This is a genomic window from Thalassospira permensis NBRC 106175 (genome assembly GCF_000714555.1).
GTDB classification, from domain to species: Bacteria; Pseudomonadota; Alphaproteobacteria; order Rhodospirillales; family Thalassospiraceae; genus Thalassospira; species Thalassospira xiamenensis.
The window spans coordinates 1-20,875 of record NZ_AUNC01000030.1 but is presented as its reverse complement, the minus strand read 5'-3'; the positions used below and the strand labels follow the sequence as shown (position 1 = coordinate 20,875).

The following is a 20,875-nucleotide window of genomic DNA, read 5'->3' as shown; positions in this document are numbered from 1 at the left end:
ACCCCGGTGCGTTAGAAGGGCAACGGCAATTCACGCATATGTGCAATCGGCCATGATCTTATCACCGCTTGACCGATCCTTGCACAGATTGCAATCTCATATCCTTAAAACTCAAGAAAAACAGTCAACAGACAGTGCGATGGGCCGTGTATGATGATGCTGCGGCCAACTCATTATTCCGGGATGGAAAGCAAATCATGAGCGCAGACAGCTATATGGATATGGCGCTGGAAGAAGCGCGCGCCGCCGCAAGGCGTGGTGAAGTGCCCGTTGGCGCGGTTCTTGTCGATGCCGATAGTGGCGAGGTGCTGGCGCGTGCCGGCAACCTGACCGAGGAACTCAATGATCCGACGGCCCATGCCGAAATCCTTGTGATCCGGGCCGCTGCCGGGGCCAAGGGCGAACCGCGTCTGCCCAATTGCGATCTGTATGTCACGCTTGAACCCTGCCCGATGTGTGCCGCCGCCATTTCGTTTGCCCGTCTGCGGCGGGTATATTTCGGGGCCTATGACCCTAAAAGCGGTGGCATCGATCATGGTCCGCGGGTATTCGAAAGCACAAGCTGCCATCACCGACCGGAAGTTTACGGCGGGATCGGCGAGGTCGAGGCAGGCAAGCTTCTGAAGGAATTCTTTGGGTCGCTGCGCTAAGGCCCAAGATAAAAAGTAAAAGGCCCGCCAAAATGACGGGCCTTTGTTCTTATTCGCGTGTCTGTCCGCGCAATCCCGGCAGATGCTGATACATCCAGGTTTCGCTAAGCGGTGCATCGCCGCGTCTCAGATACATCCGTAAATCAACCGGCTCGGTGCCCTCGACTTTAAGGTCAAACGCCGCACGCCAGATACGGGTATCCATGATCGGCTCGATCTTGGTGCGGACAATTTCCCCGCGCGAGGTTGAAACAATGACTTCCGGGAACTCGCCATAGGCAAGGGTTCCAAGGATTTCACCTTCGAACTCGACCGAGAATTTCAACTCGTCCTTCGGACGGACCGTGCCGGGATTGCCGCCGCGCCCCATACGGGTGGCGGTGACATGGGCAAGCTTGTCCATCGGGAACGGGTTATGGGCCTGCCAATACAGGCGATAACGGAACTGATAGCTATTGCCCGCCTTGGCCGGAGCATTCGGCACCCAGAAAGCGCCTATATTGTCGTGAATTTCGTCATCTGTCGGGATTTCGACAAGCTGCACGGCACCGTCTTCCCACGCGCCAAGCGGTTCGACCCACAGGCTGGGGCGGCGGTGATAACGCACACCATCAAGATAATGGCTGACTTCGCGATCCCGTTGCATAAGTCCAAACCCGCGCGGGTTTTTATCGCCAAATGCCGACGTGCGGATGATTTCCGGATTGTTCAACTGACGCCAGATGCGTTCGCCGTTCCCGGTCCAAAGCTCCAGCCCGTCACTGTCATGGACTTCCGGGCGCCAGTCAAAGCGGAACGATTTGTTCTGTTCGGAATACCAGAACATGCTGGTCAGCGGGGCGATACCAAGGCGTTCGATATCCTTGCGCAGGAACAGGTGTTTTTCGACATCCATCGTCACACCTTCGCCGCGCGTCAGATAGAACCGATAGGCGCCCGTGATGCTGGGACCATCGAGCAGGGCATAGACCGTGACGGGGGCGTTGGCCGATTTCGCAGGCTCGATATAAAATTCGCGGAAATCGGGGAATTCTTCGGGCTGGGACGTTGCCGTATTGACGACAATACCGCGCGCCGACAGGCCATATTGGCCTTCATCGCCAATCGCACGGAAATAGGACGCGCCAAGAAACGCTGCCCAGTCCTGGGTTTTCCAGTCATCACGTTCGACATTTTCATGCAGACGGAACCCGGCAAAGCCGCTGTTTTCCGAAAGCTTGCGCGCGATGCTGTCTTCGGGCATGTCGAAATAGTCCGGCGTATAAACCACTTCGCGCGATTTGCCGCCATCCACCAGATACATATGCACCGGTTTGGCAAAATACATGCCCAGATGGAAGAAGGTCAGCGGATAGGTGCCCGAACCATCGGCGTATGGCGAAAATTCGCGCTTGTAATGCAGCTTGCCATGAATGTCGTAATCGATCTTGCCGACAATTTCGGGATCGGGGGCGATAGGCGGCTCGTAAGGCGATTTTGCCATGGCTTCGGCGCGTTTGATCAGGGCGTCAAAGCTGAAGCTTTGCGGTTCGCCAAGATCAAGTTTTTCGTTCGCGGCCGAGGCACCATTGACCATCGACATGCCCGGCAGGATCAGCCCGGCAGCGGCCATGGATTTCAGAAATCGTCTGCGTTCCACAGAAGTCGTCATCAATCAGGTCCCGTTAATTTAAGATGTCCGGAACTATACCGGACAGTGTGGACGTAATCGGGATAAAACATGGCGAATTCAAGATCGTAATATCTGCATTTTTCGCATGGCGGTATGCCAGATGTCTGCCTAAATAAACTTGCAATCATTGAAATGGCGAGGTCGCCATCGCAGAAAGGCATGTTCATGCAGCAAACCGTTATGGGAAAGCCCGGGCAGACAGCCATTTTCCATCAGGCGGAACAGAACGGTCTGCGACTGGCGATCAAGGGGCGTCTGGTCGCGCTGATCCTGATGGGGGTCTGGCTTGTGGCGTCGCGGTCGGGTGACCCGTTACGTGCCATTGAATATCTGATTGCGCTTGGTGTCTTTGCCGGGTTTGGCATCATCCATTACCGGATTATCGGATCATCCTATGACCGGAACTGGATCAAGTATCTGTTCATTGCACTTGATATCGGGTTCCTGTCGCTTCTGATTGCGACCCAACCGGTATTTGACAATGTCGATCTGCCCCAGGCGGTGATTTTCCGCACGCCGATCTTCCCATTCTATTTTATCGTTGTTGGTGTTGCGGCGTTCAGTTTTTCGCCCGGCCTTGTTTTATGGGCCGGTATGTGCGGGGCGGCCGGGTGGCTTGGTGCGTTTCTTTATGCCATCCGCGATATGGATAAGACCTATGACTGGCAGGATATCGGCACATCTCCCGATACCCAGACTTTTGTGACCTATTTCTTCAGCCCCGATTTTATCGGTGCCTGGAGCCGCGCACAGGAAGCCCTCTCGCTGGTTGTTGTTGCCATTCTGATTGGTCTGGTCATGTGGCGTGCGCGCCATACGGTGCGCCGCCAGATCGAGGCAGAACAGGAACGTAGCGCCATTTCCGATATTTTCGGACAATATGTGCCGCCCGCCATTGCCGAAGTGCTGATTTCCAAACGCGGATCGCTGGCCCCGGTCGAGCGTGAGGCAACCATCCTGTTTGCCGATCTGGCCGATTTCACCAAGCTGACCGAAACCATCGGTCCAAAAGGTATTGTCGAGGTTCTCAATACCTATTTCGATGCAGTGTCACAGATCATTACCCGTCATCATGGTGTGATTACCCAGTTTCAGGGCGATGCGGTACTGGCGACTTTCAATGTTCCGGTCGAGGATGCCGACCATGCCAGATGTGCCGTGCGGGCCGCACGCGAGATTTCCGATCTTGTGCAAAGTCGGGATTTCGCCGGGATCCATGTTCGTACGCGTATCGGGATATGCACCGGGACGGTGATTGCCGGCAGTGTCGGCGGGGGTGGGCGTCAGAACTATACCGTGCATGGCGATACGGTAAATATGGCGGCCCGATTGGAAGTGATGAACAAGGAACTGGGAACCGACGTTCTGATTTCTGCAACGACGGCACAGTATCTGACCGCAGAAGATTTTCGCAAGATCGGGCAGATGGATGTTCGCGGACTTTCCGAACCGATTGATCTGTTTACCTTTGCCACGGCTGATGAACGGAATGTCGTGACTGGCAATGTGCCCGTGACAGCGACCTGATTATTGGCAAAGTTTTCGCGCATGAAAATGAAAAAAGGAACGGCATCCATTCGATACCGTTCCTTGCGGGTTCTGCGCCGGGGTTAACCGGTGCAGCGGGGTTTTAAAGCCTGAATGCTATTGTATGGGCTGGCGATACATCACCATTCCTGCGTGATACAGAACACCGTCTTCGAAATATCCGTCGGCGGTAAAGCCGGTATCATCCCAGTAATCGATATGATTGCCGGAAATTTCATAACGTCCCTGATAGGCAGACGGGCGATTGCCGCGCGCCTCGTCATAACGTCCGTTGGCCAGCAATTCCTGACGGATATTGCCATCAGCCGTGACCCACATGCCAACATAGGGATGCGGGTCGTTCGATGTGGTTCCGGACATGACGGTTTCCTCCTGTGCGGTGGCGGTGCTGGAAAACAGCATCAGAAGACTGGCGATAGAAGACGCAAACATATGACGTGCCATGCGGGCCTCCTTGGGCGTTACGGGTCAATATGCCGATGCGGTCGGGCGCACGATGATCTCGTTGACATCGACGCTTTCGGGCTGGGCGATTGCGTAAAGCACCGACCATGCAATGGAAATCGGGCTGAGTGCGGTTTTGCGCAGTTCACCAAGAAACCCTTTGGCATTGTCATCGGTAATGTCGTTGCCAAGTTCTGTTTCGGTAACGCCCGGCGAAATGGTGGTGACGCGGATATCGCGGCTTTCCTGACGCAGGCCATCGGAAATCGCCCAGACGGCATATTTCGTGGCGCAGTAAACGGCGGCAGTCGGCGATACCAGATGTGCGCCAATGGATGCGGTATTGATGATGTGGCCGCTACCCTGTTCCTTGAACAATGGCAGACCGGCGGCAATGCCATTCAGGACGCCGCGAATATTGACGTCGATCATCTTGTTCCACTCGTCAATTTTCAGTTCGGCAAGCGGCGACAGGGGCATGACACCGGCATTGTTGAAGATCACATCAACGCGGCCATAGGTGTTTTTGGCGAAATAGATCAGTGCTTCGACGTCGTCGGCATCGGTGACATCAACCGCGCGACATGTGGCGGTGCCGCCTTCGGCCTCGATTTCGGCGACGATGGAATGAAGCTTTGCCGTGCGTCGGGCCGCAAGAACGACCTTTGCACCGTTTTCGGCCAGAAGTTTTGCCGTGGCCTCGCCAATTCCGCTGCTGGCACCGGTAATGACGACAACCTTGTTTTCAACATTGTTGGACATAAGCGACATGACATCCTCCTTGTCTGGATCATGGCGCTTACTGTGATTGCAAATGGTGGCCTGATGAATACACAGAACTCTTGATCAATTGCCTGATTCTCCAGGCAGGGTGAAAACCGCTTTTCAGGATGGTTCTGGTTGCTATAGTTCATATTAGAGAAACAAAGGAGTTTGGTGATGCCTGTGTTTGAAGAGATGTCTGAACTGATTGACAGATACTGCGAAGGCGAAGGTGTTGCCGAGACGCCGGTAAAGGCGGTGCATCTGTATCGTGCGACCGGGCCGTCGATGAAAGTTCCGACAATCTACAAGCCATGCCTTTGCATTATCGCGTCAGGTGCCAAAGAGGTCACTCTGGGCGAGGCGGTTTTCAGTTATGCGCCCGGAAAGTATCTGGTGGCGTCGGTCGACCTGCCGATTGTCGGCTGTGTGACAAATGCCAGTGCAGCACTTCCGTATCGCAGTTTGTCGATTGAACTGGATGGTCAGATGTTGGGCGATCTTGTCACCCAGATTGATCTTCAGGTCGGCTCGGCATCCGAAAGCGATTGCGGTCTTCATGTCGATAACGCCAGCGATACCTTGCTGGATGCCGTGATGCGCCTGTTGCGCCTGTGCGATGAGAAAGACGATATTTCCGTGATGGCGCCGATGCTTCTGCGCGAGGTGCATTATCGCCTTCTGCGCGGCCTTCAGGGGGGCCGTATTGCGCAAATCGGCATGGGCGGCAGCAACATGCAACGCATTTCCAAGATCATCCGCCTTATGAAGGACGATTTTGCCGCACCGCTTCGGGTCGATGATCTGGCGGCACAGGCGAATATGAGTCCGTCTTCCTTCCATCATCATTTCAAGCAGGTAACCTCCATGAGCCCGCTTCAGTATCAGAAACGCCTTCGCCTGACGATGGCGCGCCAGATGATGCTGACCGAAATGAAGGATGCGGCAACCGCGGCCTATGAAGTCGGATATGAAAGCGCATCACAGTTCAGCCGTGAATATGCCCGCATGTTTGGCGCGCCACCGATGCGCGATGTCTCGGCGATCCTTGGGCGGCTGGGCGGCGATGGCACGGCGGCGGCGAACGCCTATTGAAAATTGTAATCATTGCGATTTATTCGCAATTGGCTTGACCGGCCTTCGTGACTATGTGACACCGATAGATGTCAGTATCCGATAAGGATAAAGGGAATTCGAAGCCGTCCGTGAAGACGGTTAACCGAAGCTGCCCCCGCAACTGTAGGCGGTGAGTGTTTCCTTCTGAAAGCCACTGGGATATTTCCCGGGAAGGCAGGAAAACACAACGACCCGCGAGCCAGGAGACCTGCTGACATGAATACGACGGACCGGGCGGGGTGCCCCGGAGGATGTCGGTATATGTCACCGTTCCGGGCGGGCTGAAAGCCATTGGACCGCCCTTGGATCCCGGCATTTCCCGCCATTTTTCAGCACTTTAGCCAGTCCCTTGACCATAGCAACTTTGATGTTATGTTATAACATAACGTTTATTGGTTTGGTATGTCCGGTCGGGAAATGAAATTCCCGATCAGCATATCCATGAAAGGACGCAAAGTGATTGAACTGAACAAAAAGGTTTTTGCAGTCGGGGTGTTTGCTGCAGGACTGGCTTCTTTCGCACAATACGCATCTGCCACGGAATATCCGCTTACATTGGAAAATTGTGGTCGAACCCTGACCTTTGATCAGGCTCCGAACCGTGTCGTATCGCTTGGCCAAAGCAGCACGGAACTGCTTTATCTTCTGGGACTGGCGGACAGGGTGGTCGGAACGGCCGTATGGCTTGGTCCGGTGCAGGAACAGTTTCGCGACGTCAACGCCACCATTCCGCGTCTGGCAGACAACGATCCCAGCTTTGAAAGTGTGGTCGGCCAGAAACCCGATTTGGTCACAACCCAGTTCCAATGGCATATCGGCCCGAATGGCAAGGTCGGAACGATTGACCAGTTTGCTGAACTTTCAATCCCGGTCTATACCGCACCAGCCGATTGCGTCGGTAAGGACAACACCACGGGCGGTGACGGAACGCGGATTGATGCCTTTTCGATGGATCAGATCTATCAGGGGATAGCCGACCTTTCGAAAATCTTCGATGTCGAGGAACGCGGCGCAGATCTGATTGCCGATTTCAAAGCCCGCGAACAGGCTGCGCGCGAAAAAGTGGCCGCCGTGAATGGCAAGGGAATTTCGGCACTGTTCTGGTTCTCCAGTGCTGAAATCGATGTTGATCCGTTTGTTGCCGGGCAGAAAGGCGCACCGGCCTATGTCATGTCGATCCTTGGTGTGGAGAATGTCATCGACAGTAACGATGAATGGCCCACAGTCGGGTGGGAAACCATCGCACGAACCAATCCCGATATCATTGTGATTGGCAAAATGGATCGTCGTCGTTTTCCGGCCGATGACTGGGAACTGAAAATGCAGTTCCTGAAATCCGATCCGGTAACCCGTCAGATGAATGCGGTCAAAAGCGGAAATATCGTCGTCATGGATGCCCAGTCGATGAACCCGACCATGCGGACAATCGACGGCATTGAAACCCTGGCCAAGGCAATCGAGGCGTTCGAGGCAACCCAGTGATCGGGCCAATGATCGGGAATATCATTTCCAGCCCCGTTTTCATGAAACGCATCAGCGTGGCATTTGCCGCGCTGATGTTGCTGGCAGCGGTTCTGGCGGTTGCCGCATCGGTGGGCGAAACAGCGATCCCGGTGGGCACGGTGATCAATACGATTGCCAATCATTTGTGGGATGCCGGGTATCCGGTGGATGCGATTGATGCCGGTATTATCTGGAACTACCGACTTAGCCGCGCGATTGTTGCTGCAAGTTGCGGGGCGGCACTTGCTGTTTCCGGTGCGGTCTTGCAGGCGCTTTTGCGTAACAGTCTTGCCGATCCTTACTTGCTGGGCATTTCAGCCGGTGCCTCGACCGGTGCGGTCAGCATCGTGATCCTAGGTCTTGGGGCCGGGATGCTTTCCCTGTCGCTTGGCGCATTTATCGGCGCGGTGGCGGCATTCGCCTTTGTGACCCTTCTGGCGTTACAGGCCGGGCGCGGCACGGGGGCGATCATTCTGGCAGGTATTGCCGGATCGCAGATGTTCAATGCCCTGACATCCTTCATTGTCACCAAATCGGCCAGTGCCGAACAGGCGCGTGGCATCATGTTCTGGCTTCTGGGCAATCTTAGCGGCGTGCGCTGGCCCGATGTGTGGCTGGCTTTACCCGTGGCTCTTGTCGGGCTTGTCGTGTGTCTTTGGCATGCACGCGCACTTGATGCCTTTACGTTTGGTCGTGAATCCGCCGCATCGCTTGGTGTGCCGGTCAGGCGGGTTTATGCGATCCTGATTGCCGCAGCCGCGATGATGACCGCGGTAATGGTCAGTATCGTTGGTTCCATCGGTTTTGTCGGGCTCGTGATCCCGCATGCCGCGCGCTTTTTTGTCGGAACGCGTCATGGGCTGCTATTACCGCTATCGGCATTGATTGGCGCACTGTTTCTGGTCTGTGCCGATGTCATCTCACGCGTGATCGTTCCGGGGCAGGTTTTGCCAATCGGGGTGATTACCGCCCTTGTCGGGGCCCCGGCCTTTGCCCTGATCCTGTGTCACGGAAGGATTTTGCGATGAGTTTGGAACTGCGCGATATCGTCTGGTCTGCCGGTTTTCGCAAGATCATCAAAAATGTCTCCCTCCGGGTGGAACCGGGCGAGTTTCTGGGCCTGATCGGGCCGAATGGATCGGGCAAAACCAGTTTGATGTCGGTTTTGGCCGGTATTCGTCCACCTGATCAGGGGCGTGCGATGCTGGCAGGGCAGGACATGAAAAAGCATGGTCGTCGCAAACTGGCCCGGCAGATCGGCTTTGTCGAACAGCAGGCCGACACCACGGACCGCCTGACCGCGCGCGAGGCGGTGGCACTGGGACGCACACCTTATCTCAGCATGCTGTCGCCTTGGTCGGAACGCGATGATGCGATTGTGGAACGTGCGCTCGGCGATGTTGATATGACCCATCTGGCCGACCGGTTCTGGCATACGCTTTCGGGCGGTGAAAAGCAGCGGGTTCATATCGCGCGTGCGCTGGCGCAGGAACCAAAATTCCTTCTGCTGGATGAACCGACAAACCATCTGGATATCCGTCATCAGCTTGGATTGCTGGAACTGGTGCGTGAATTACCGGTGACCGTGGTGGCGGCCTTGCACGATCTGAACCATGCCGCGATGTATTGCGACCGGATTGCCATGATGCGTGACGGGGAACTGGTGGGGATCGGCAGTCCTGCCGATATTCTGACGACCCAAAATCTGCGCGATGTGTTCGGTGTGGATGCCACCATCGAACATGGCCCTAACGGGCAATGCGCGGTGCGCTATCACGCAGGCATGAAAAAAGACCGGGCTGCATGACCCGGTCTTTTCCAATTCAAAGGCTTACTTCTGTTCGCGGGCAATCGCGCGCCAGCCGATATCACGACGGCAAAAACCACCCGGCCAGTCAATGGCATCAACCGCTTCATAGGCGCGTTTCTGTGCCTCGGTCACCGACGTGCCGCGCGCGGTGACGCCAAGAACACGACCGCCCGTCGCGGTCAGTTTGTCACCATCCATTTTCGTGCCCGCATGCAGGACCTTGACCTTGTCCATCGCATCGGCATCGGCCACGTTTTTGATCTCGGTGCCTTTGTCGTAGCTGCCCGGATACCCCTTGGCGGCCATGACAACGACCATGGCGGTTTCGTCATGCCATTCGGGTTTGACGGTATCGAGTTTTCCGGTTGCCGCCCCATCAAGGATATCAAGCACATCCGATTTCAGACGCGTCATCAGAACCTGGCATTCCGGATCGCCAAAACGGATGTTGTATTCGATCAGTTTCGGATTGCCCGCATCGTCAATCATCAGACCGGCAAACAGGACGCCCTTGAACGGATGGCCTTCGGCGGCCATGCCCTTAACGGTCGGAACAATGATCTGTTCCATGACCTTGTCCTCAACCGACTGCGTAAAGACCGGGGCGGGGGAATAGGCACCCATACCACCGGTATTCGGGCCGGTATCGCCCTCGCCGACGGCCTTGTGATCCTGTGCGGCAATTAGCGGAATGACGTTTTCCCCGTCACAAACCGCAAAGAAAGATGCTTCTTCGCCGGTCATGAATTCCTCGATCACCAGCTCCGCACCGGCATCGCCGAATTTGCCACCGACCATGCATTCGTCAATCGCCGCAAGGGCTTCGTCGATTGTCTGGCAGATCGTCACACCCTTGCCCGCGGCAAGGCCGTCGGTTTTGACAACAATCGGGGCACCGTGCTTTTCAACAAAGGCCCGCGCATCGTCGGGCGTGGTGAAACGGCCATAGGCCGCGGACGGGACGCCAAACTTTGCCACCATGTCCTTCATGAAACCCTTGGAGCCTTCAAGCTGTGCGGCAGCCTTCGAACAGCCAAACGATTTGATGCCAGCCGCATCCAGCGCATCGACAAGGCCCGCGACCAGCGGGGCCTCGGGGCCAACCACCACCAGATCGACCGCATTGTCGGTGGCAAATTTCACAAGCCCGTCAATGTCGCTATCTGAAATGGCGATACATTCTGCTGAATCGGCAATCCCGGCATTGCCCGGCGCACACCAAAGCTTGGTCAGTCGCGGGCTTTTGGCAATTGCCCAGCACAATGCATGTTCACGTCCGCCACCGCCAACGACCAGAACCTTCATGATTTTAACCTCGATTACGTGTCCGACTGCTTGATGGTCCAGACGGGATGAACTAGGCTTGCACCCCATCCCGCTTGAAAATTTATGCGGGCTTTTAGCATAAAGTGCCCTTGATGACGCAAGATTTGTTCGACCCGTTCGCCCCCATGCCCGAAGAACCCGCGAAACCGGGAAATCTCCCCGAATTTTCGGTCTCCGATCTTTCCAACGCGCTTAAACGCACGGTCGAGGATGCGTTTTCGTTTGTGCGTGTGCGCGGCGAGATTTCCGGCTTCAAGCGCGCAAGCAGCGGTCACATGTATCTGGCACTCAAAGACGATCAGGCGGTGCTGGATGGTGTTTGCTGGCGCGGGCAGGCATCCAAACTTGGCATCGCACCCGAAGACGGCATGGAAGTCATTGTAACCGGCCGATTGACGACTTTCCCCGGGCGATCAAAATACCAGATTGTCATCGAAACGATGGAAGTCGCGGGCGAAGGCGCGCTTCTGAAACTTCTGGAAGAACGCAAAAAGAAACTTGCTGCCGAAGGACTGTTTGATGCGGATCGCAAAAAGCCGATCCCGTTCCTGCCCGATGTCATCGGGATTGTAACATCCCCGACCGGGGCGGTGATCCGCGATATCATGCATCGTTTGCGTGAACGTTTCCCGCGCCGGGTTCTGTTATGGCCCGTATTGGTACAGGGAACCGGTGCCGCCGAACAGGTCGCGCAGGCCGTGCGCGGTTTTAACGATCTTTTGCCCTATGGCAATATTCCGCGCCCCGATGTCCTGATTGTTGCGCGCGGTGGCGGATCGCTTGAAGACCTTTGGGCATTTAACGAGGAAATCATTGCCCGCGCGGTGGCGGAATCCGACATTCCGGTGATTTCCGCAGTCGGTCATGAAACCGATACCACCCTGATTGATTTTGTGTCTGACCTGCGTGCGCCTACTCCGACGGGGGCCGCGGAAAAGGCCGTTCCGGTGCGGCTTGATCTGATCGGTCAGGTCGAGGAAGACGGCCTTCGTCTGACGCAGGCGGTCCGTCGGCTTGGTGTGGAAAAACGCACCGCCCTTGAAAGTCTTGCGCGTGGTCTTGGCGATCCGCGCCGGATGCTTGAGGAACGCAGCCAGACCCTTGATAACTGGGCCGACCGGTTGCCTCGTGCGGCAGGCAGTGTCTTGCAGCAGGCGCGCGCACGCCTGAACGAAGCCGGGGCACGGTTGGTTAGCCCGCGTGAACAGCTTTCGGAAAAACGCGGGCGATTGGAAAATGCCGGTCTGCGACTGGATGGGGCGATCAAATCCGCCATCCAGATGCAAAAGGCACGTCTTGATCAGGCCGCCGCCGGACTTCGCCCGGCAAATGCCAGACGCGATATCACACGCGACCGCAAACAGATCGATGATCTGGCCGGTCGGATGCAGGCGGCGGTTAAAAATATCCTGAACCGCGAAGCCGAAGGACTGGCGCGGTATGATCGTCTTTTGGAAAGCTATTCGTATCGCAATGTTCTCAAACGCGGCTTTGCCGTGGTGCGCGGTGCAGATGAAGGTTTGATCGGCAAAGCATCGGATATGATTGCCGGGCAGGGTTACATTCTGGAAATGCAGGATGGACGTGCCGATGTGACAGCAGGGGCGTCTTCATCGGACAAGTCTGGTCCTGCGTCGCCAGCAACGGACGCTGATAATACTGCCACCACATCTACTGCCACGGTCGCGCCGAAATCGGCTGCCAAACCGAAACCGGCCCGGAAAAAAGACCCGGCCCCCAAAGATGACGACAGGCAAGGGAGCCTTCTGTAATGCGTTTCGCAATGAAGATGTTTTTGGCGGCAACCGGTTTGATGGCGTCATGCGTTGGGGCAGTCGCGGCCGAGCCGACCTATCAGGGCCAGTTTGTTCAGGGCGGCATCGTGTTCGGTCAGACCGAACCCGGAAGCAGCATCCTTCTGGATGGCAAGCCCATTGATACGATTGGCCCGGACGGGGCGTTTATCCTTGGCTTCCCGCGCGATTACGATGGCCCGGCGAAGCTGACACTGCGCAAGGCTGATGGGGCAGTCGAAGAATATGCCTATGACATCGGTGATCGTGAATTCGATATCCAGCGCATTGATGGCCTGCCGCCCAAGATGGTGACACCGGACCCGGAGGTCATGGAACGGATCAGGGATGACTCGCGTCAGGCCCGCGAAGCCCGCGTCGAACGTTTTACGCAGGAATTTTACAAGAACGGTTTTATCTGGCCGGTTCTGGGCCCGATCAGCGGTGTCTATGGATCGCAACGCATCTTGAATGGTGAACCGCGCGCCCCGCATTGGGGGGTGGATATTGCCGTTCCCACCGGCACACAGGTCGTGGCCCCGGCGGACGGGATTGTGACGCTGGTGCATCCCGATATGTATTTTTCCGGGGCGACCCTGTTTATTGATCACGGGCTTGGCATGGTTTCGGCGTTTTTGCATCTGTCGGAAATCGATGTGAAAGTCGGCGATGTCGTTCGGCAGGGTGATCCGATTGCCAAGGTCGGGGCAAGTGGCCGGGCAACCGGGCCGCATCTGGATTGGCGGATCAATGTCGGGGATGCCCGTGTTGACGCCGCCCTTCTTGTGCCGCCGATGGAAGATGCACAAAAGGCCGCGAAGGTGAAGGCCAGCAATTGATGACGGATAAACAATAAGGAATCTCTGCCATGAAAAAGCACGGAGCCGTCGCCGCAGGACATGATGTCACCGCACGCGCGGCTGCCGATGTGCTTGAGGCGGGCGGCAATGCCTTTGATGCGGTCACTGCGGCCATGTGGGCGGCCTGTGTGGCCGAACCGGTTCTGGCATCATTGGGCGGGGGTGGTTTTGTCATGGCCCGCCCGGCGGGAAAACCGCCCCGGCTTTATGATTTTTTTGTCGAAACCCCGCTTGCCAAACGCCCGCGCGAAGAACTTGAGTTTGAAAGCCGGTTTGCGACATTTGCCGGTGGCGTTACCCAGGAATTTCACGGCGGATACGGTTCGGTTGCAACACCGGGCGTGGTTGCCGGTATTTTCAAGCTGCATGACGATCTTGGATCCCTGCCGATGGCGATGCTGGCCGAACCGGCAATTACAGCCGCACGCGACGGGATCAAGCTGGATGCGTTTCAGCGATATGTCATGGGGATCGTAACCCCGCTTCTGGCATTTTCCAAAGATAGCCGGGCCGTTTTCGGTGCAGCGGGGCATCAGGACGAAGACGGATTTGAATTGCCAGACGAGGGCTCCATTCTTCGTCAGGCTGATATGGCCGATAGCATTGAATATCTGCTGCGAACCGGTTCGGACGGTTTTTATCACGGCGATCTTGGTCATGCGCTGGTGACCGAATGCCGGGAATATGGCGGCTATCTGACAGGGGCGGATTTGGCGGCATACCGCGTTCTGGTCCGTGATCCGCTTTTGATTGCCGGGCGCAACGGGCGGTTTGTTTTAAACCCGCCACCGGCGTCGGGCGGGGTTTTGGTTGGCTTCGGGCTTAAGCTTGCGCGCGAAATAGAACTCGGGGCATTTGGATCGGCCCGTCATCTCGAAGCCATTTCGCGCATTCTTCATGCCACCGGGCTGGCACGTAGCGAACATGGCGCAAGCCCGACAATCCTTGCCGACGAATTCTGCGAATCCTACCGGTCTATGATTGGCGAACGCCCGCTTAGCCAGAATGGCACGACCCATATTTCCGTGGTTGATGGCGATGGCAATCTTGCCGCCGCGACAATCTCGAATGGGTCCTGTTCCGGGCGCATGGTGCCGGGGACTGGTATCATGCTCAATAACATGCTGGGCGAAGCCGATCTGTCACCCGACGGGTTCCATCACTGGCCCTGCGGTGTGCGGATGACGTCGATGATGACCCCGGCCCTGTATCTGGCGGGCAATGGTGATGCGATTGCACTTGGTTCTGGCGGGTCAAACCGCATTCGTTCGACCATGTTGCAGGTGATGCTGAATATCGATGCCTATGACATGACCCTGCATGGGGCGGTGGCGGCACCGCGGCTTCATGTCGAAGACAGTCTTTTGTCTGTCGAACCGGGATTTGACGGATCGCTTCTGGATGGTCTTAGCCTTGAAGACCAGCAACGCTGGGATACGGAGGATATGTTCTTTGGCGGTGTTCACGCCGCCAAGGTCAGTGGTGACGGCAGGAAATTCAATGCCGTCGGCGATGCCAGACGTAATGGCCACCAAGTGGTGATTGCCGACCTGTAATCCGGTTTGAACCGATCTAACGCGGAATTTCGTCGGCAGGGCGGACGTCAAGCAACGGGGCCGCATCAATCTTTTCCGCATTCATCATTGTCGCGACCCGCTGCATGGATGACAGAAGCTGCGTTTTTTCCCAATCGGGCAGGGCTTCGAATTGGGATATGAATTCTTCGTGCAGCATGGTTGGGGCTGCTTTCAGGATGTTCTGACCTGCCTCTGTCAGAACCGTATTGACCACGCGCTTGTCCGTGGTGCTGCGACGACGTTCTGCCAGCCCGCGCTGTTCAAGGCGGTTCAGGATTGTTGTGACCGTTGCCTGGCTAAGGGACACATGATTGGAAATGCGGCGCACCGTAACGTTCTGCAATTCGTCAATCGCGCGCAGGACCATCACCTGCGGGATGGTCAGACCACAGGCTTTCATCATGCGTTTGGAATGCAGATCGGTTGCGCGAATGATTTGGCGCAATGCAACCAGAATGTCCTGCCAATAGGCCTGTGTCATTATTTCTTAGTTTCCTCGGACGATCGCTCTTGAGCCAGTCGGTAACGGGGTTTGATCACATTATCAACGCAATTTGTCCTGCAACAAAGGATGCTGATCCTAATTTCCCCGAATGCGGCGTGTGGCGAAAAAGATCATCGCGAAAATAGCGATCAGGACAAGCGTTACACCCGCGATCAACATCGCCTGATTCAGGCGCAGATCATATTCCTGTTTGCGTTCGACATAGACAATAACCTGTCGGCGCAACTGATCCATTTCCGGTGTGATGTCGAAGCTGGTCCGATACATTGTTGCGCCGGCACGGGACAGAAGGTCGTTGGTTTTGTTAAGACGTTCGATGAACATGGCAAAACGTTCTTCGGTTGCAGCCAGTTCATCAAGCGGGCTTTCTTCCGCGTCGCGATCTTTGGCGCGTGCAATCGATAGTTTGGCTTGCGTCAGGTTATCGTCGTCTTCGGCAATGCAATCTGACAGTGATTTCTTTTCGCCGCTGGCACCGCATTCGATCTGGCGATCGCCGAATTTTTCGACCGCTTCTTGCAGATGTGTGCGCAACTGCTGATCAAGCTCGGCAATCCGTATGCGCACATTTTTTGAACTGCTTTCGATCTTGCCGATGTCGCCTTCAAGCGCAAAGGACGGCCAGACCGCAAACATCGATGCAATAAGGATCAGGAAAAGCGGGACGACGAAACGCAGCAAAAAAACTTCCCCGGAGATGGTGGTGAGGTGCCCACCAGTCTGGTGCAAGGTCGTTCCAATTAGGTTAATGCCAGCGTGATAATTGCCGCTTAGTTCGGCCAGCGTTTGTGAAGCCAAAGCCATTGTGCCGGCCGTTCACGGATCCAGCCTTCCATGATGGCGTTCACTTCGGTCATGATGCGAAGGATATCTGCCTCGCGGTCTTCGGTGGGGATAATTGTCAGCGCCGGATAAAACGTCATCCGGAAATTGGCACCGCTCAACCTCTCGACCCTCACCGGAATGACCGGGCAATCGTATTTCAGGGCAAATTGTGCCAGTGCGGTGGCCGTCATCGCATCGCGGCCAAAGAAAGGTACGGCGATCCCGTTATTGAGCTTCTGATCGACCAATAGGGCTGCGTGGCCACCTTCTTTCAGGAAGGCGGCAAATTTCCGTGCACCTTTGGCGCCCTTTGGCACCAGTTCGCCGCGAAATCCCTTGCGAACGCTTTTGAAAAGTTTATCGACCCAGGGGTTATCCGGTGCGCGATAAATGGTCATCATTTCCATATCAAGCGCATCGCCAATCTTGGTCGAAACTTCCCAGTTTCCCATATGGCCGGTAAAGAACAGACCGGGTTTGTTATCTCCCCTTGTCGCCATGCCGTTTTCCAGACCGACGATTTCAAGGCGGGGGCTTCCGCAATCGAGCGTTGGAAGATGGGGAATTTCTGCCGCACTACGACCGAGATTTTCCCACATATCTGTAATGATGGCTTCGATTTCTTCGGCTGACTTTTCCGGAAAAGCCTTGACGAGATTATTTCGGGCTTTCTTGCTTTGCCCAAGTTTCGGGCCAATCGCGCGCAGAAGCCGACCGCCGATGGCAGACGCAAGATCAATCGGCATGATCTTGAAAAAGCCAAACAGCAAATAGGCACCAAGCCCCTGTAAAGGGTGGGAAACATATTTCTGGCGTGCTTTGTAAAAGGCGCTGCGTTCAGCCATCAGACAATACCGCTTTAATGATTTTCTCAAGCTGGTCCGGGGCTTCGAATGCCAGTTTGATGCCAAGAGTGCTTATGCCGTTGCGCGCCGCGACAGGCAAGCGCATCAGATCTTTTTCCGTTGTTACCAGATCCGCGTTCAGGGCTGCGGCCCTTTGGCGCAGGTCAGCCAGTTCATTCGGGCGAAACGGATGATGGTCCGCGAAATCGACGGTGGCAACAATATTGGCACCAACGGTACGCAGGCTGTCATGGAATTTCGCCGGGCGGGCAATGCCCGCAAATGCAAGGACCCTGCGACCGTCAAGCTCGACACCGTTGCAAGGCACAACTCGGGCTCTCAGAACCGGGACAGAGGCAGGAAGATTTGCCAGAAATGGCGGATTGCCATCGCCAATCAGGATGATGGCGTGGACTTTTGCCAAGCCCTGTTCAAGTGTTTCGCGCATCGGCCCAGCCGGGATCACGCGACCATTCCCAATGCCGAAACCACTATCGACAACGGCAAAGCTGCAATCCTTGATCACGGACGGGTTTTGCAGTCCGTCATCCATGATAATCGCATCTGCCCCGGCATTACGGGCGGTTTCGGCCCCCATGCCCCGGTCACGCGAAACCCACGTTGTGGCGGTATGTGCCAAAAGCAGCGGCTCGTCACCGACATCGGAGGCCGTATCTGTCGCCGGATCAACGCGATGCGGGCCGATTTCACGCCCGCCATAGCCACGGCTCAGAAAATGGGCGTTGATGCCCATATGGTGCAACGTGTGATAAAGCGCGAGTGCCGTCGGGGTTTTTCCAGCACCGCCGATGGTAAAATTGCCAACGCAGAAAACCTTGCATCCGGGATGACGCATGGTTGTTTTCATGGCGCGAATGCCCGCACCCGCCCGCCACAGCAGCGACAGGGGCGATAATGCCTTGGCCCAGAAACCATCCGCTTGCCAGAAATCAGGGGCGCGCATTGGCGGCCTCGCTGATTAAAAGCGGCGCGATTGCATCCATCGTCCGATCAAGCACCTCGGCCTTGGAATTAGCATATTCCAGCGCAGCATTTGCCAGTTCCCGGGCCTTTTCCGGATATGTCAGAAGGGTATCAACCTGCCGGGCCAGATCATCGATATCGGCAACCGGACGGCATGCTCTGGCGGCAAGAAGTTCGCGGCTGATTTCGTTAAAGTTGCTCATATCCGGGCCATGCAGGATCGCACAGCCAAGCCTTGCTGGTTCCAGCGGGTTTTGCCCACCCGATGCGCAAAGGGTTTTGCCGATCAGGCATACCGGTGCAAGCCGGTAATAAAGCCCCATCTCGCCCATGGTGTCGCCAAGATAAACATCAACCTGATCGGTAATCACATGGCCAAGGCTTCGGCGCGCCACGCGCAGGCCCTTTGCGATCAGGTCGGTTTCGATATCGTTGGCCCGATCAGAATGGCGGGGAACGATCACCGTCAGAAGGTTTTCATGTTTGCTGGCAAGGCTTTTATGAACCTGCGCGCATGCGGCTTCTTCGCCGTCAAACGTACTTGCGGCAAGCCATACGGCACGATTGCCAATCTGTGTCCTGAGTTCGGACAACGTGTCGCTATCAACCGGCAGGGCGGGGGCTGCGAATTTCAGGTTCCCGACCGCACGAACATCGGTTCCCCCCAATGCGATGAAACGCCCGGTTTCCTCTGCCCCCTGACTTAGGATCAGGTCAAAGGCCGAAATCACCGGGGTAATGAAGGAAGGGAACCGGGAATAGCTATTAAAACTTCGAGCCGAGATACGACCGTTCAGAAGTGCCAGTCTGGTCCCCGCCTTTTTGGCCTTTGTCAGAATGTTGGGCCAGAAATCGCTTTCAAGCCAAAGTGCAACATCAGGTTTCCAGTGATGCAGGAAACGCGCAACGCAGACCTGTCGGTCAATTGGAATAAACTGATGGATCACACCTTCCGGAAGGCGTTGATACATCATTGCCGCGGATGTGACGGTGCCGGTGGTGACAAGTATGGACACATCGGGAAAACGCGCGCGAAGGGCATCAATCACCGGCAGGGCGGAAAGGGATTCGCCAACGCTGGCCCCGTGTATCCAGACCAGCTTTCCCTTCGGGCGCAATGCGCTGGCATGACCGAACCGTTCGCCGATCCTTCCTGCATCTTCCTTGCCGCGTTTTTTGCGCCGTTGCAGATAAAGACCAAGTACCGGACCCAAAAGCCGTGTCGCAAGGCGATAGGCGTAAAACAGGCTCATTTGGCCGTTTCCTGTTCTGCCGCCGCCACCACGGCCGACCGCTTCTGTTTGGGAAGTTCATCCGGTCCGGCAGGTTCAATCACGTCAAGGCCAAGCTTGGCATCGCTTTCCTGTGTCAGCTTGGTCAAAGCTGCTTCAAGTTCCAGCCGCTTTTCTTCCAATCCGTCGTCATCCAGATCGCGCGGGATATGGATGGGATCGCCCCAGCTAAAGACACCTTTTGAAAATGGAAGCGGCAAAACAAACCGGTCCCAACTGCCAAAAACGCGGCGTCTTGAGGCAGAATAGGTCAGTGGGAAAATCGGGACTTCGGCCAGTCGTGCGGCCTGAACGATGCCATCGGAAATCCGCATGCGTGGTCCGCGCGGTCCATCCGGGGTCATGCCGACGACTTCGCCGGATTTGAGGGCCTTGAGAATACGCCGCAACGCTGCTGCGCCGCCCTTGCCTTGTCCGGTTGACCCGGCAATTGTCGCAATTCCGAAATGACCGATGGTACGGGAAATGATTTCACCGTCGCGATGCGACGAAATCAGCATGTTAAACGGTCGGTTCCCCGCAACCGAACGCCATGTATAGGGCATCATCAGCAACCGCTGATGCCAGAAAGCCACGATAAAGGGTTTTCCTTCGGTCAGGAAATGCGCAGGATGATCGCCACCTTCCGTGTGCCAGCGACCGGTAAGACGAATGAACCGGATATAGGTTGCCGCAAGCCAGCACAAAGTGCTGCGCGCCTGATCGCTTTTTATGATCCGCTTATGAAACTGCACGCCAGTTTATCCCGATTTCTGTCGGCCTAGTTATCGCTCTCTTCCGAGAATTGCAGATTATAGAGATTGGCGTAAGCCCCTCCAAGCGCAAGCAATTCTTCATGGCGTCCCTGTTCGGTAACATGCCCGTTCTGAATGACGCAAATTTTGTCGGCATCGACAATCGTCGAAAGGCGGTGCGCGATGACAAGCGTCGTCCGTCCTTTCATCAATTCGGTCAGGGCCCCCTGAATGTGGCGTTCCGATTCCGTATCAAGGGCTGATGTTGCCTCGTCCAGAAGCAGGATCGGGGCGTTTTTCAACATCGCACGTGCAATCGCGATCCGCTGGCGCTGGCCGCCTGAAAGCTTCACACCATGTTCGCCGACAATGGTGTCATAACCGTTTTCAAGCTGCAGGATGAAATCATGGGCTGCTGCATGACGCGCGGCATCTTCGATTTCGGCATCGCTTGCGCCAAATCGGCCATAGGCGATGTTGGATCGAACCGTATCGTCAAACAGCGTGATTTCCTGGCTGACCAGTGCGGTCGCTGATCGCAGGCTTTCTAGCGTTACATCGCGGATATCCTGACCATCAATCGTGATTGCACCGGCATTGATGTCATAGAACCGCGGGATCAGGTTCAG

Annotated in this window: 20 protein-coding genes and 1 riboswitch; of the genes, 9 read left to right on the top strand and 11 right to left on the bottom strand. The window is 56.0% G+C overall.

Annotated features, from left to right (window positions below; translation table 11 throughout):
* Positions 1 to 197 precede the first annotated feature (197 nt).
* On the top strand, positions 198 to 650 hold the full coding sequence (locus tag SMB34_RS14490) for a nucleoside deaminase (RefSeq protein ID WP_037991063.1): 453 nt from the start codon (positions 198 to 200) through the stop codon (positions 648 to 650).
* Between the two features lie 49 nt (positions 651 to 699).
* Here the strand turns inward: SMB34_RS14490 and SMB34_RS14485 are convergent, their stop codons facing one another.
* Entirely contained in the window at positions 700 to 2,301 is a 1,602-nt protein-coding gene (locus SMB34_RS14485; RefSeq protein WP_037991061.1) for an OpgD/OpgG family glucan biosynthesis protein, read from the bottom strand.
* Between the two features lie 186 nt (positions 2,302 to 2,487).
* Here SMB34_RS14485 and SMB34_RS20715 point away from each other — a divergent pair, with 186 nt between their 5' ends.
* On the top strand, positions 2,488 to 3,849 hold the full coding sequence (locus tag SMB34_RS20715) for an adenylate/guanylate cyclase domain-containing protein (RefSeq protein WP_167332771.1): 1,362 nt from the start codon (positions 2,488 to 2,490) through the stop codon (positions 3,847 to 3,849).
* Positions 3,850 to 3,966: 117 nt separating this feature from the next.
* Here SMB34_RS20715 and SMB34_RS21475 read toward each other — a convergent pair whose 3' ends face one another.
* Entirely contained in the window at positions 3,967 to 4,314 is a 348-nt protein-coding gene (locus SMB34_RS21475) for an Atu4866 domain-containing protein (RefSeq protein WP_007091236.1), read from the bottom strand.
* 24 nt (positions 4,315 to 4,338) lie between these two features.
* A complete protein-coding gene (locus SMB34_RS14470; RefSeq protein WP_007091235.1) occupies positions 4,339 to 5,085 on the bottom strand; it encodes an SDR family oxidoreductase in 747 nt (248 codons plus the stop codon).
* A gap of 168 nt (positions 5,086 to 5,253) precedes the next feature.
* Between SMB34_RS14470 and SMB34_RS14465 the strand changes: the two genes are divergently transcribed.
* From SMB34_RS14465 to SMB34_RS14450, 4 genes are all read left to right on the top strand, one after another.
* Positions 5,254 to 6,171 carry an AraC family transcriptional regulator gene (locus SMB34_RS14465; protein WP_051682317.1) on the top strand — a complete coding sequence of 306 codons (918 nt, stop codon included), beginning with the start codon at positions 5,254 to 5,256 and terminating at the stop codon, positions 6,169 to 6,171.
* 55 nt (positions 6,172 to 6,226) lie between these two features.
* Positions 6,227 to 6,422, top strand: a riboswitch (cobalamin riboswitch).
* 211 nt (positions 6,423 to 6,633) lie between these two features.
* Complete coding sequence (locus SMB34_RS14460) at positions 6,634 to 7,674, top strand: ABC transporter substrate-binding protein (RefSeq protein ID WP_037991074.1); 1,041 nt, start codon at positions 6,634 to 6,636, stop codon at positions 7,672 to 7,674.
* Between the two features lie 41 nt (positions 7,675 to 7,715).
* Positions 7,716 to 8,723 (top strand): FecCD family ABC transporter permease, encoded by a 1,008-nt coding sequence (locus SMB34_RS14455; RefSeq protein ID WP_338057856.1) that lies wholly within the window; start codon positions 7,716 to 7,718, stop codon positions 8,721 to 8,723.
* Positions 8,720 to 9,502 carry an ABC transporter ATP-binding protein gene (locus SMB34_RS14450; RefSeq protein WP_037991058.1) on the top strand — a complete coding sequence of 261 codons (783 nt, stop codon included), beginning with the start codon at positions 8,720 to 8,722 and terminating at the stop codon, positions 9,500 to 9,502. The genes SMB34_RS14455 and SMB34_RS14450 overlap by 4 nt, the downstream gene beginning before the upstream one ends.
* Before the next feature lie 24 nt (positions 9,503 to 9,526).
* On the opposite strand, the gene purD is transcribed toward SMB34_RS14450, so the two are convergent.
* Positions 9,527 to 10,810: a phosphoribosylamine--glycine ligase gene (gene purD / locus SMB34_RS14445; RefSeq protein ID WP_037991056.1), complete on the bottom strand. Its 1,284-nt coding sequence runs from the start codon at positions 10,808 to 10,810 to the stop codon at positions 9,527 to 9,529.
* 113 nt (positions 10,811 to 10,923) lie between these two features.
* Between purD and xseA the strand changes: the two genes are divergently transcribed.
* The 3 genes from xseA to SMB34_RS14430 are packed head-to-tail and all read left to right on the top strand — an operon-like array spanning position 10,924 to position 15,040.
* Positions 10,924 to 12,603, top strand: a complete 1,680-nt coding sequence (gene xseA / locus SMB34_RS14440) for an exodeoxyribonuclease VII large subunit (protein WP_037991054.1) — start codon at positions 10,924 to 10,926, stop codon at positions 12,601 to 12,603.
* Positions 12,603 to 13,463, top strand: a complete 861-nt coding sequence (locus SMB34_RS14435; RefSeq protein ID WP_037991053.1) for a M23 family metallopeptidase — start codon at positions 12,603 to 12,605, stop codon at positions 13,461 to 13,463. The genes xseA and SMB34_RS14435 overlap by 1 nt, the downstream gene beginning before the upstream one ends.
* A 29-nt stretch (positions 13,464 to 13,492) precedes the next feature.
* Positions 13,493 to 15,040, top strand: coding sequence for a gamma-glutamyltransferase family protein (locus SMB34_RS14430; RefSeq protein ID WP_037991051.1), 1,548 nt, complete (start codon positions 13,493 to 13,495; stop codon positions 15,038 to 15,040).
* A gap of 16 nt (positions 15,041 to 15,056) precedes the next feature.
* Here the strand turns inward: SMB34_RS14430 and SMB34_RS14425 are convergent, their stop codons facing one another.
* The 7 genes from SMB34_RS14425 to SMB34_RS14395 form a co-directional block, all read right to left on the bottom strand.
* Positions 15,057 to 15,542, bottom strand: coding sequence for a MarR family winged helix-turn-helix transcriptional regulator (locus SMB34_RS14425; protein WP_037991050.1), 486 nt, complete (start codon positions 15,540 to 15,542; stop codon positions 15,057 to 15,059).
* Between the two features lie 99 nt (positions 15,543 to 15,641).
* A complete protein-coding gene (locus tag SMB34_RS14420; RefSeq protein WP_037991048.1) occupies positions 15,642 to 16,247 on the bottom strand; it encodes a hypothetical protein in 606 nt (201 codons plus the stop codon).
* Positions 16,248 to 16,336: 89 nt separating this feature from the next.
* Positions 16,337 to 17,236 (bottom strand): LpxL/LpxP family acyltransferase, encoded by a 900-nt coding sequence (locus tag SMB34_RS14415; protein WP_037991047.1) that lies wholly within the window; start codon positions 17,234 to 17,236, stop codon positions 16,337 to 16,339.
* Positions 17,229 to 18,200 (bottom strand): tetraacyldisaccharide 4'-kinase, encoded by a 972-nt coding sequence (lpxK, locus tag SMB34_RS14410; protein ID WP_037991046.1) that lies wholly within the window; start codon positions 18,198 to 18,200, stop codon positions 17,229 to 17,231. The genes SMB34_RS14415 and lpxK overlap by 8 nt, the downstream gene beginning before the upstream one ends.
* A complete protein-coding gene (locus SMB34_RS14405; RefSeq protein ID WP_037991044.1) occupies positions 18,187 to 19,473 on the bottom strand; it encodes a 3-deoxy-D-manno-octulosonic acid transferase in 1,287 nt (428 codons plus the stop codon). Before SMB34_RS14405 ends, lpxK begins: the two co-directional genes overlap by 14 nt.
* The gene (locus tag SMB34_RS14400; protein ID WP_037991043.1) at positions 19,470 to 20,246 is read right to left on the bottom strand and encodes a lysophospholipid acyltransferase family protein; all 777 of its coding nucleotides are present in this window, start codon (positions 20,244 to 20,246) and stop codon (positions 19,470 to 19,472) included. The genes SMB34_RS14405 and SMB34_RS14400 overlap by 4 nt, the downstream gene beginning before the upstream one ends.
* Before the next feature lie 26 nt (positions 20,247 to 20,272).
* The coding region (locus tag SMB34_RS14395; protein WP_037991042.1) for an ABC transporter ATP-binding protein at positions 20,273 to 20,875 on the bottom strand (603 nt) is incomplete at its 5' end.

Excerpts from the sequence above, each read along its gene's own strand:
- SMB34_RS14490 (WP_037991063.1), top strand. The coding sequence starts at position 198 with ATGAGCGCAGACAGCTATATGGATATGGCGCTGGAAGAAGCGCGCGCC.
- SMB34_RS14485 (WP_037991061.1), bottom strand. The coding sequence starts at position 2,301 with ATGACGACTTCTGTGGAACGCAGACGATTTCTGAAATCCATGGCCGCT.
- SMB34_RS20715 (WP_167332771.1), top strand. The coding sequence starts at position 2,488 with ATGCAGCAAACCGTTATGGGAAAGCCCGGGCAGACAGCCATTTTCCAT.
- SMB34_RS21475 (WP_007091236.1), bottom strand. The coding sequence starts at position 4,314 with ATGGCACGTCATATGTTTGCGTCTTCTATCGCCAGTCTTCTGATGCTG.
- SMB34_RS14470 (WP_007091235.1), bottom strand. The coding sequence starts at position 5,085 with ATGTCGCTTATGTCCAACAATGTTGAAAACAAGGTTGTCGTCATTACC.
- SMB34_RS14465 (WP_051682317.1), top strand. The coding sequence starts at position 5,254 with ATGCCTGTGTTTGAAGAGATGTCTGAACTGATTGACAGATACTGCGAA.
- SMB34_RS14460 (WP_037991074.1), top strand. The coding sequence starts at position 6,634 with ATGAAAGGACGCAAAGTGATTGAACTGAACAAAAAGGTTTTTGCAGTC.
- SMB34_RS14455 (WP_338057856.1), top strand. The coding sequence starts at position 7,716 with ATGAAACGCATCAGCGTGGCATTTGCCGCGCTGATGTTGCTGGCAGCG.
- SMB34_RS14450 (WP_037991058.1), top strand. The coding sequence starts at position 8,720 with ATGAGTTTGGAACTGCGCGATATCGTCTGGTCTGCCGGTTTTCGCAAG.
- purD (WP_037991056.1), bottom strand. The coding sequence starts at position 10,810 with ATGAAGGTTCTGGTCGTTGGCGGTGGCGGACGTGAACATGCATTGTGC.
- xseA (WP_037991054.1), top strand. The coding sequence starts at position 10,924 with ATGACGCAAGATTTGTTCGACCCGTTCGCCCCCATGCCCGAAGAACCC.
- SMB34_RS14435 (WP_037991053.1), top strand. The coding sequence starts at position 12,603 with ATGCGTTTCGCAATGAAGATGTTTTTGGCGGCAACCGGTTTGATGGCG.
- SMB34_RS14430 (WP_037991051.1), top strand. The coding sequence starts at position 13,493 with ATGAAAAAGCACGGAGCCGTCGCCGCAGGACATGATGTCACCGCACGC.
- SMB34_RS14425 (WP_037991050.1), bottom strand. The coding sequence starts at position 15,542 with ATGACACAGGCCTATTGGCAGGACATTCTGGTTGCATTGCGCCAAATC.
- SMB34_RS14415 (WP_037991047.1), bottom strand. The coding sequence starts at position 17,236 with ATGGCTGAACGCAGCGCCTTTTACAAAGCACGCCAGAAATATGTTTCC.
- lpxK (WP_037991046.1), bottom strand. The coding sequence starts at position 18,200 with ATGCGCGCCCCTGATTTCTGGCAAGCGGATGGTTTCTGGGCCAAGGCA.
- SMB34_RS14405 (WP_037991044.1), bottom strand. The coding sequence starts at position 19,473 with ATGAGCCTGTTTTACGCCTATCGCCTTGCGACACGGCTTTTGGGTCCG.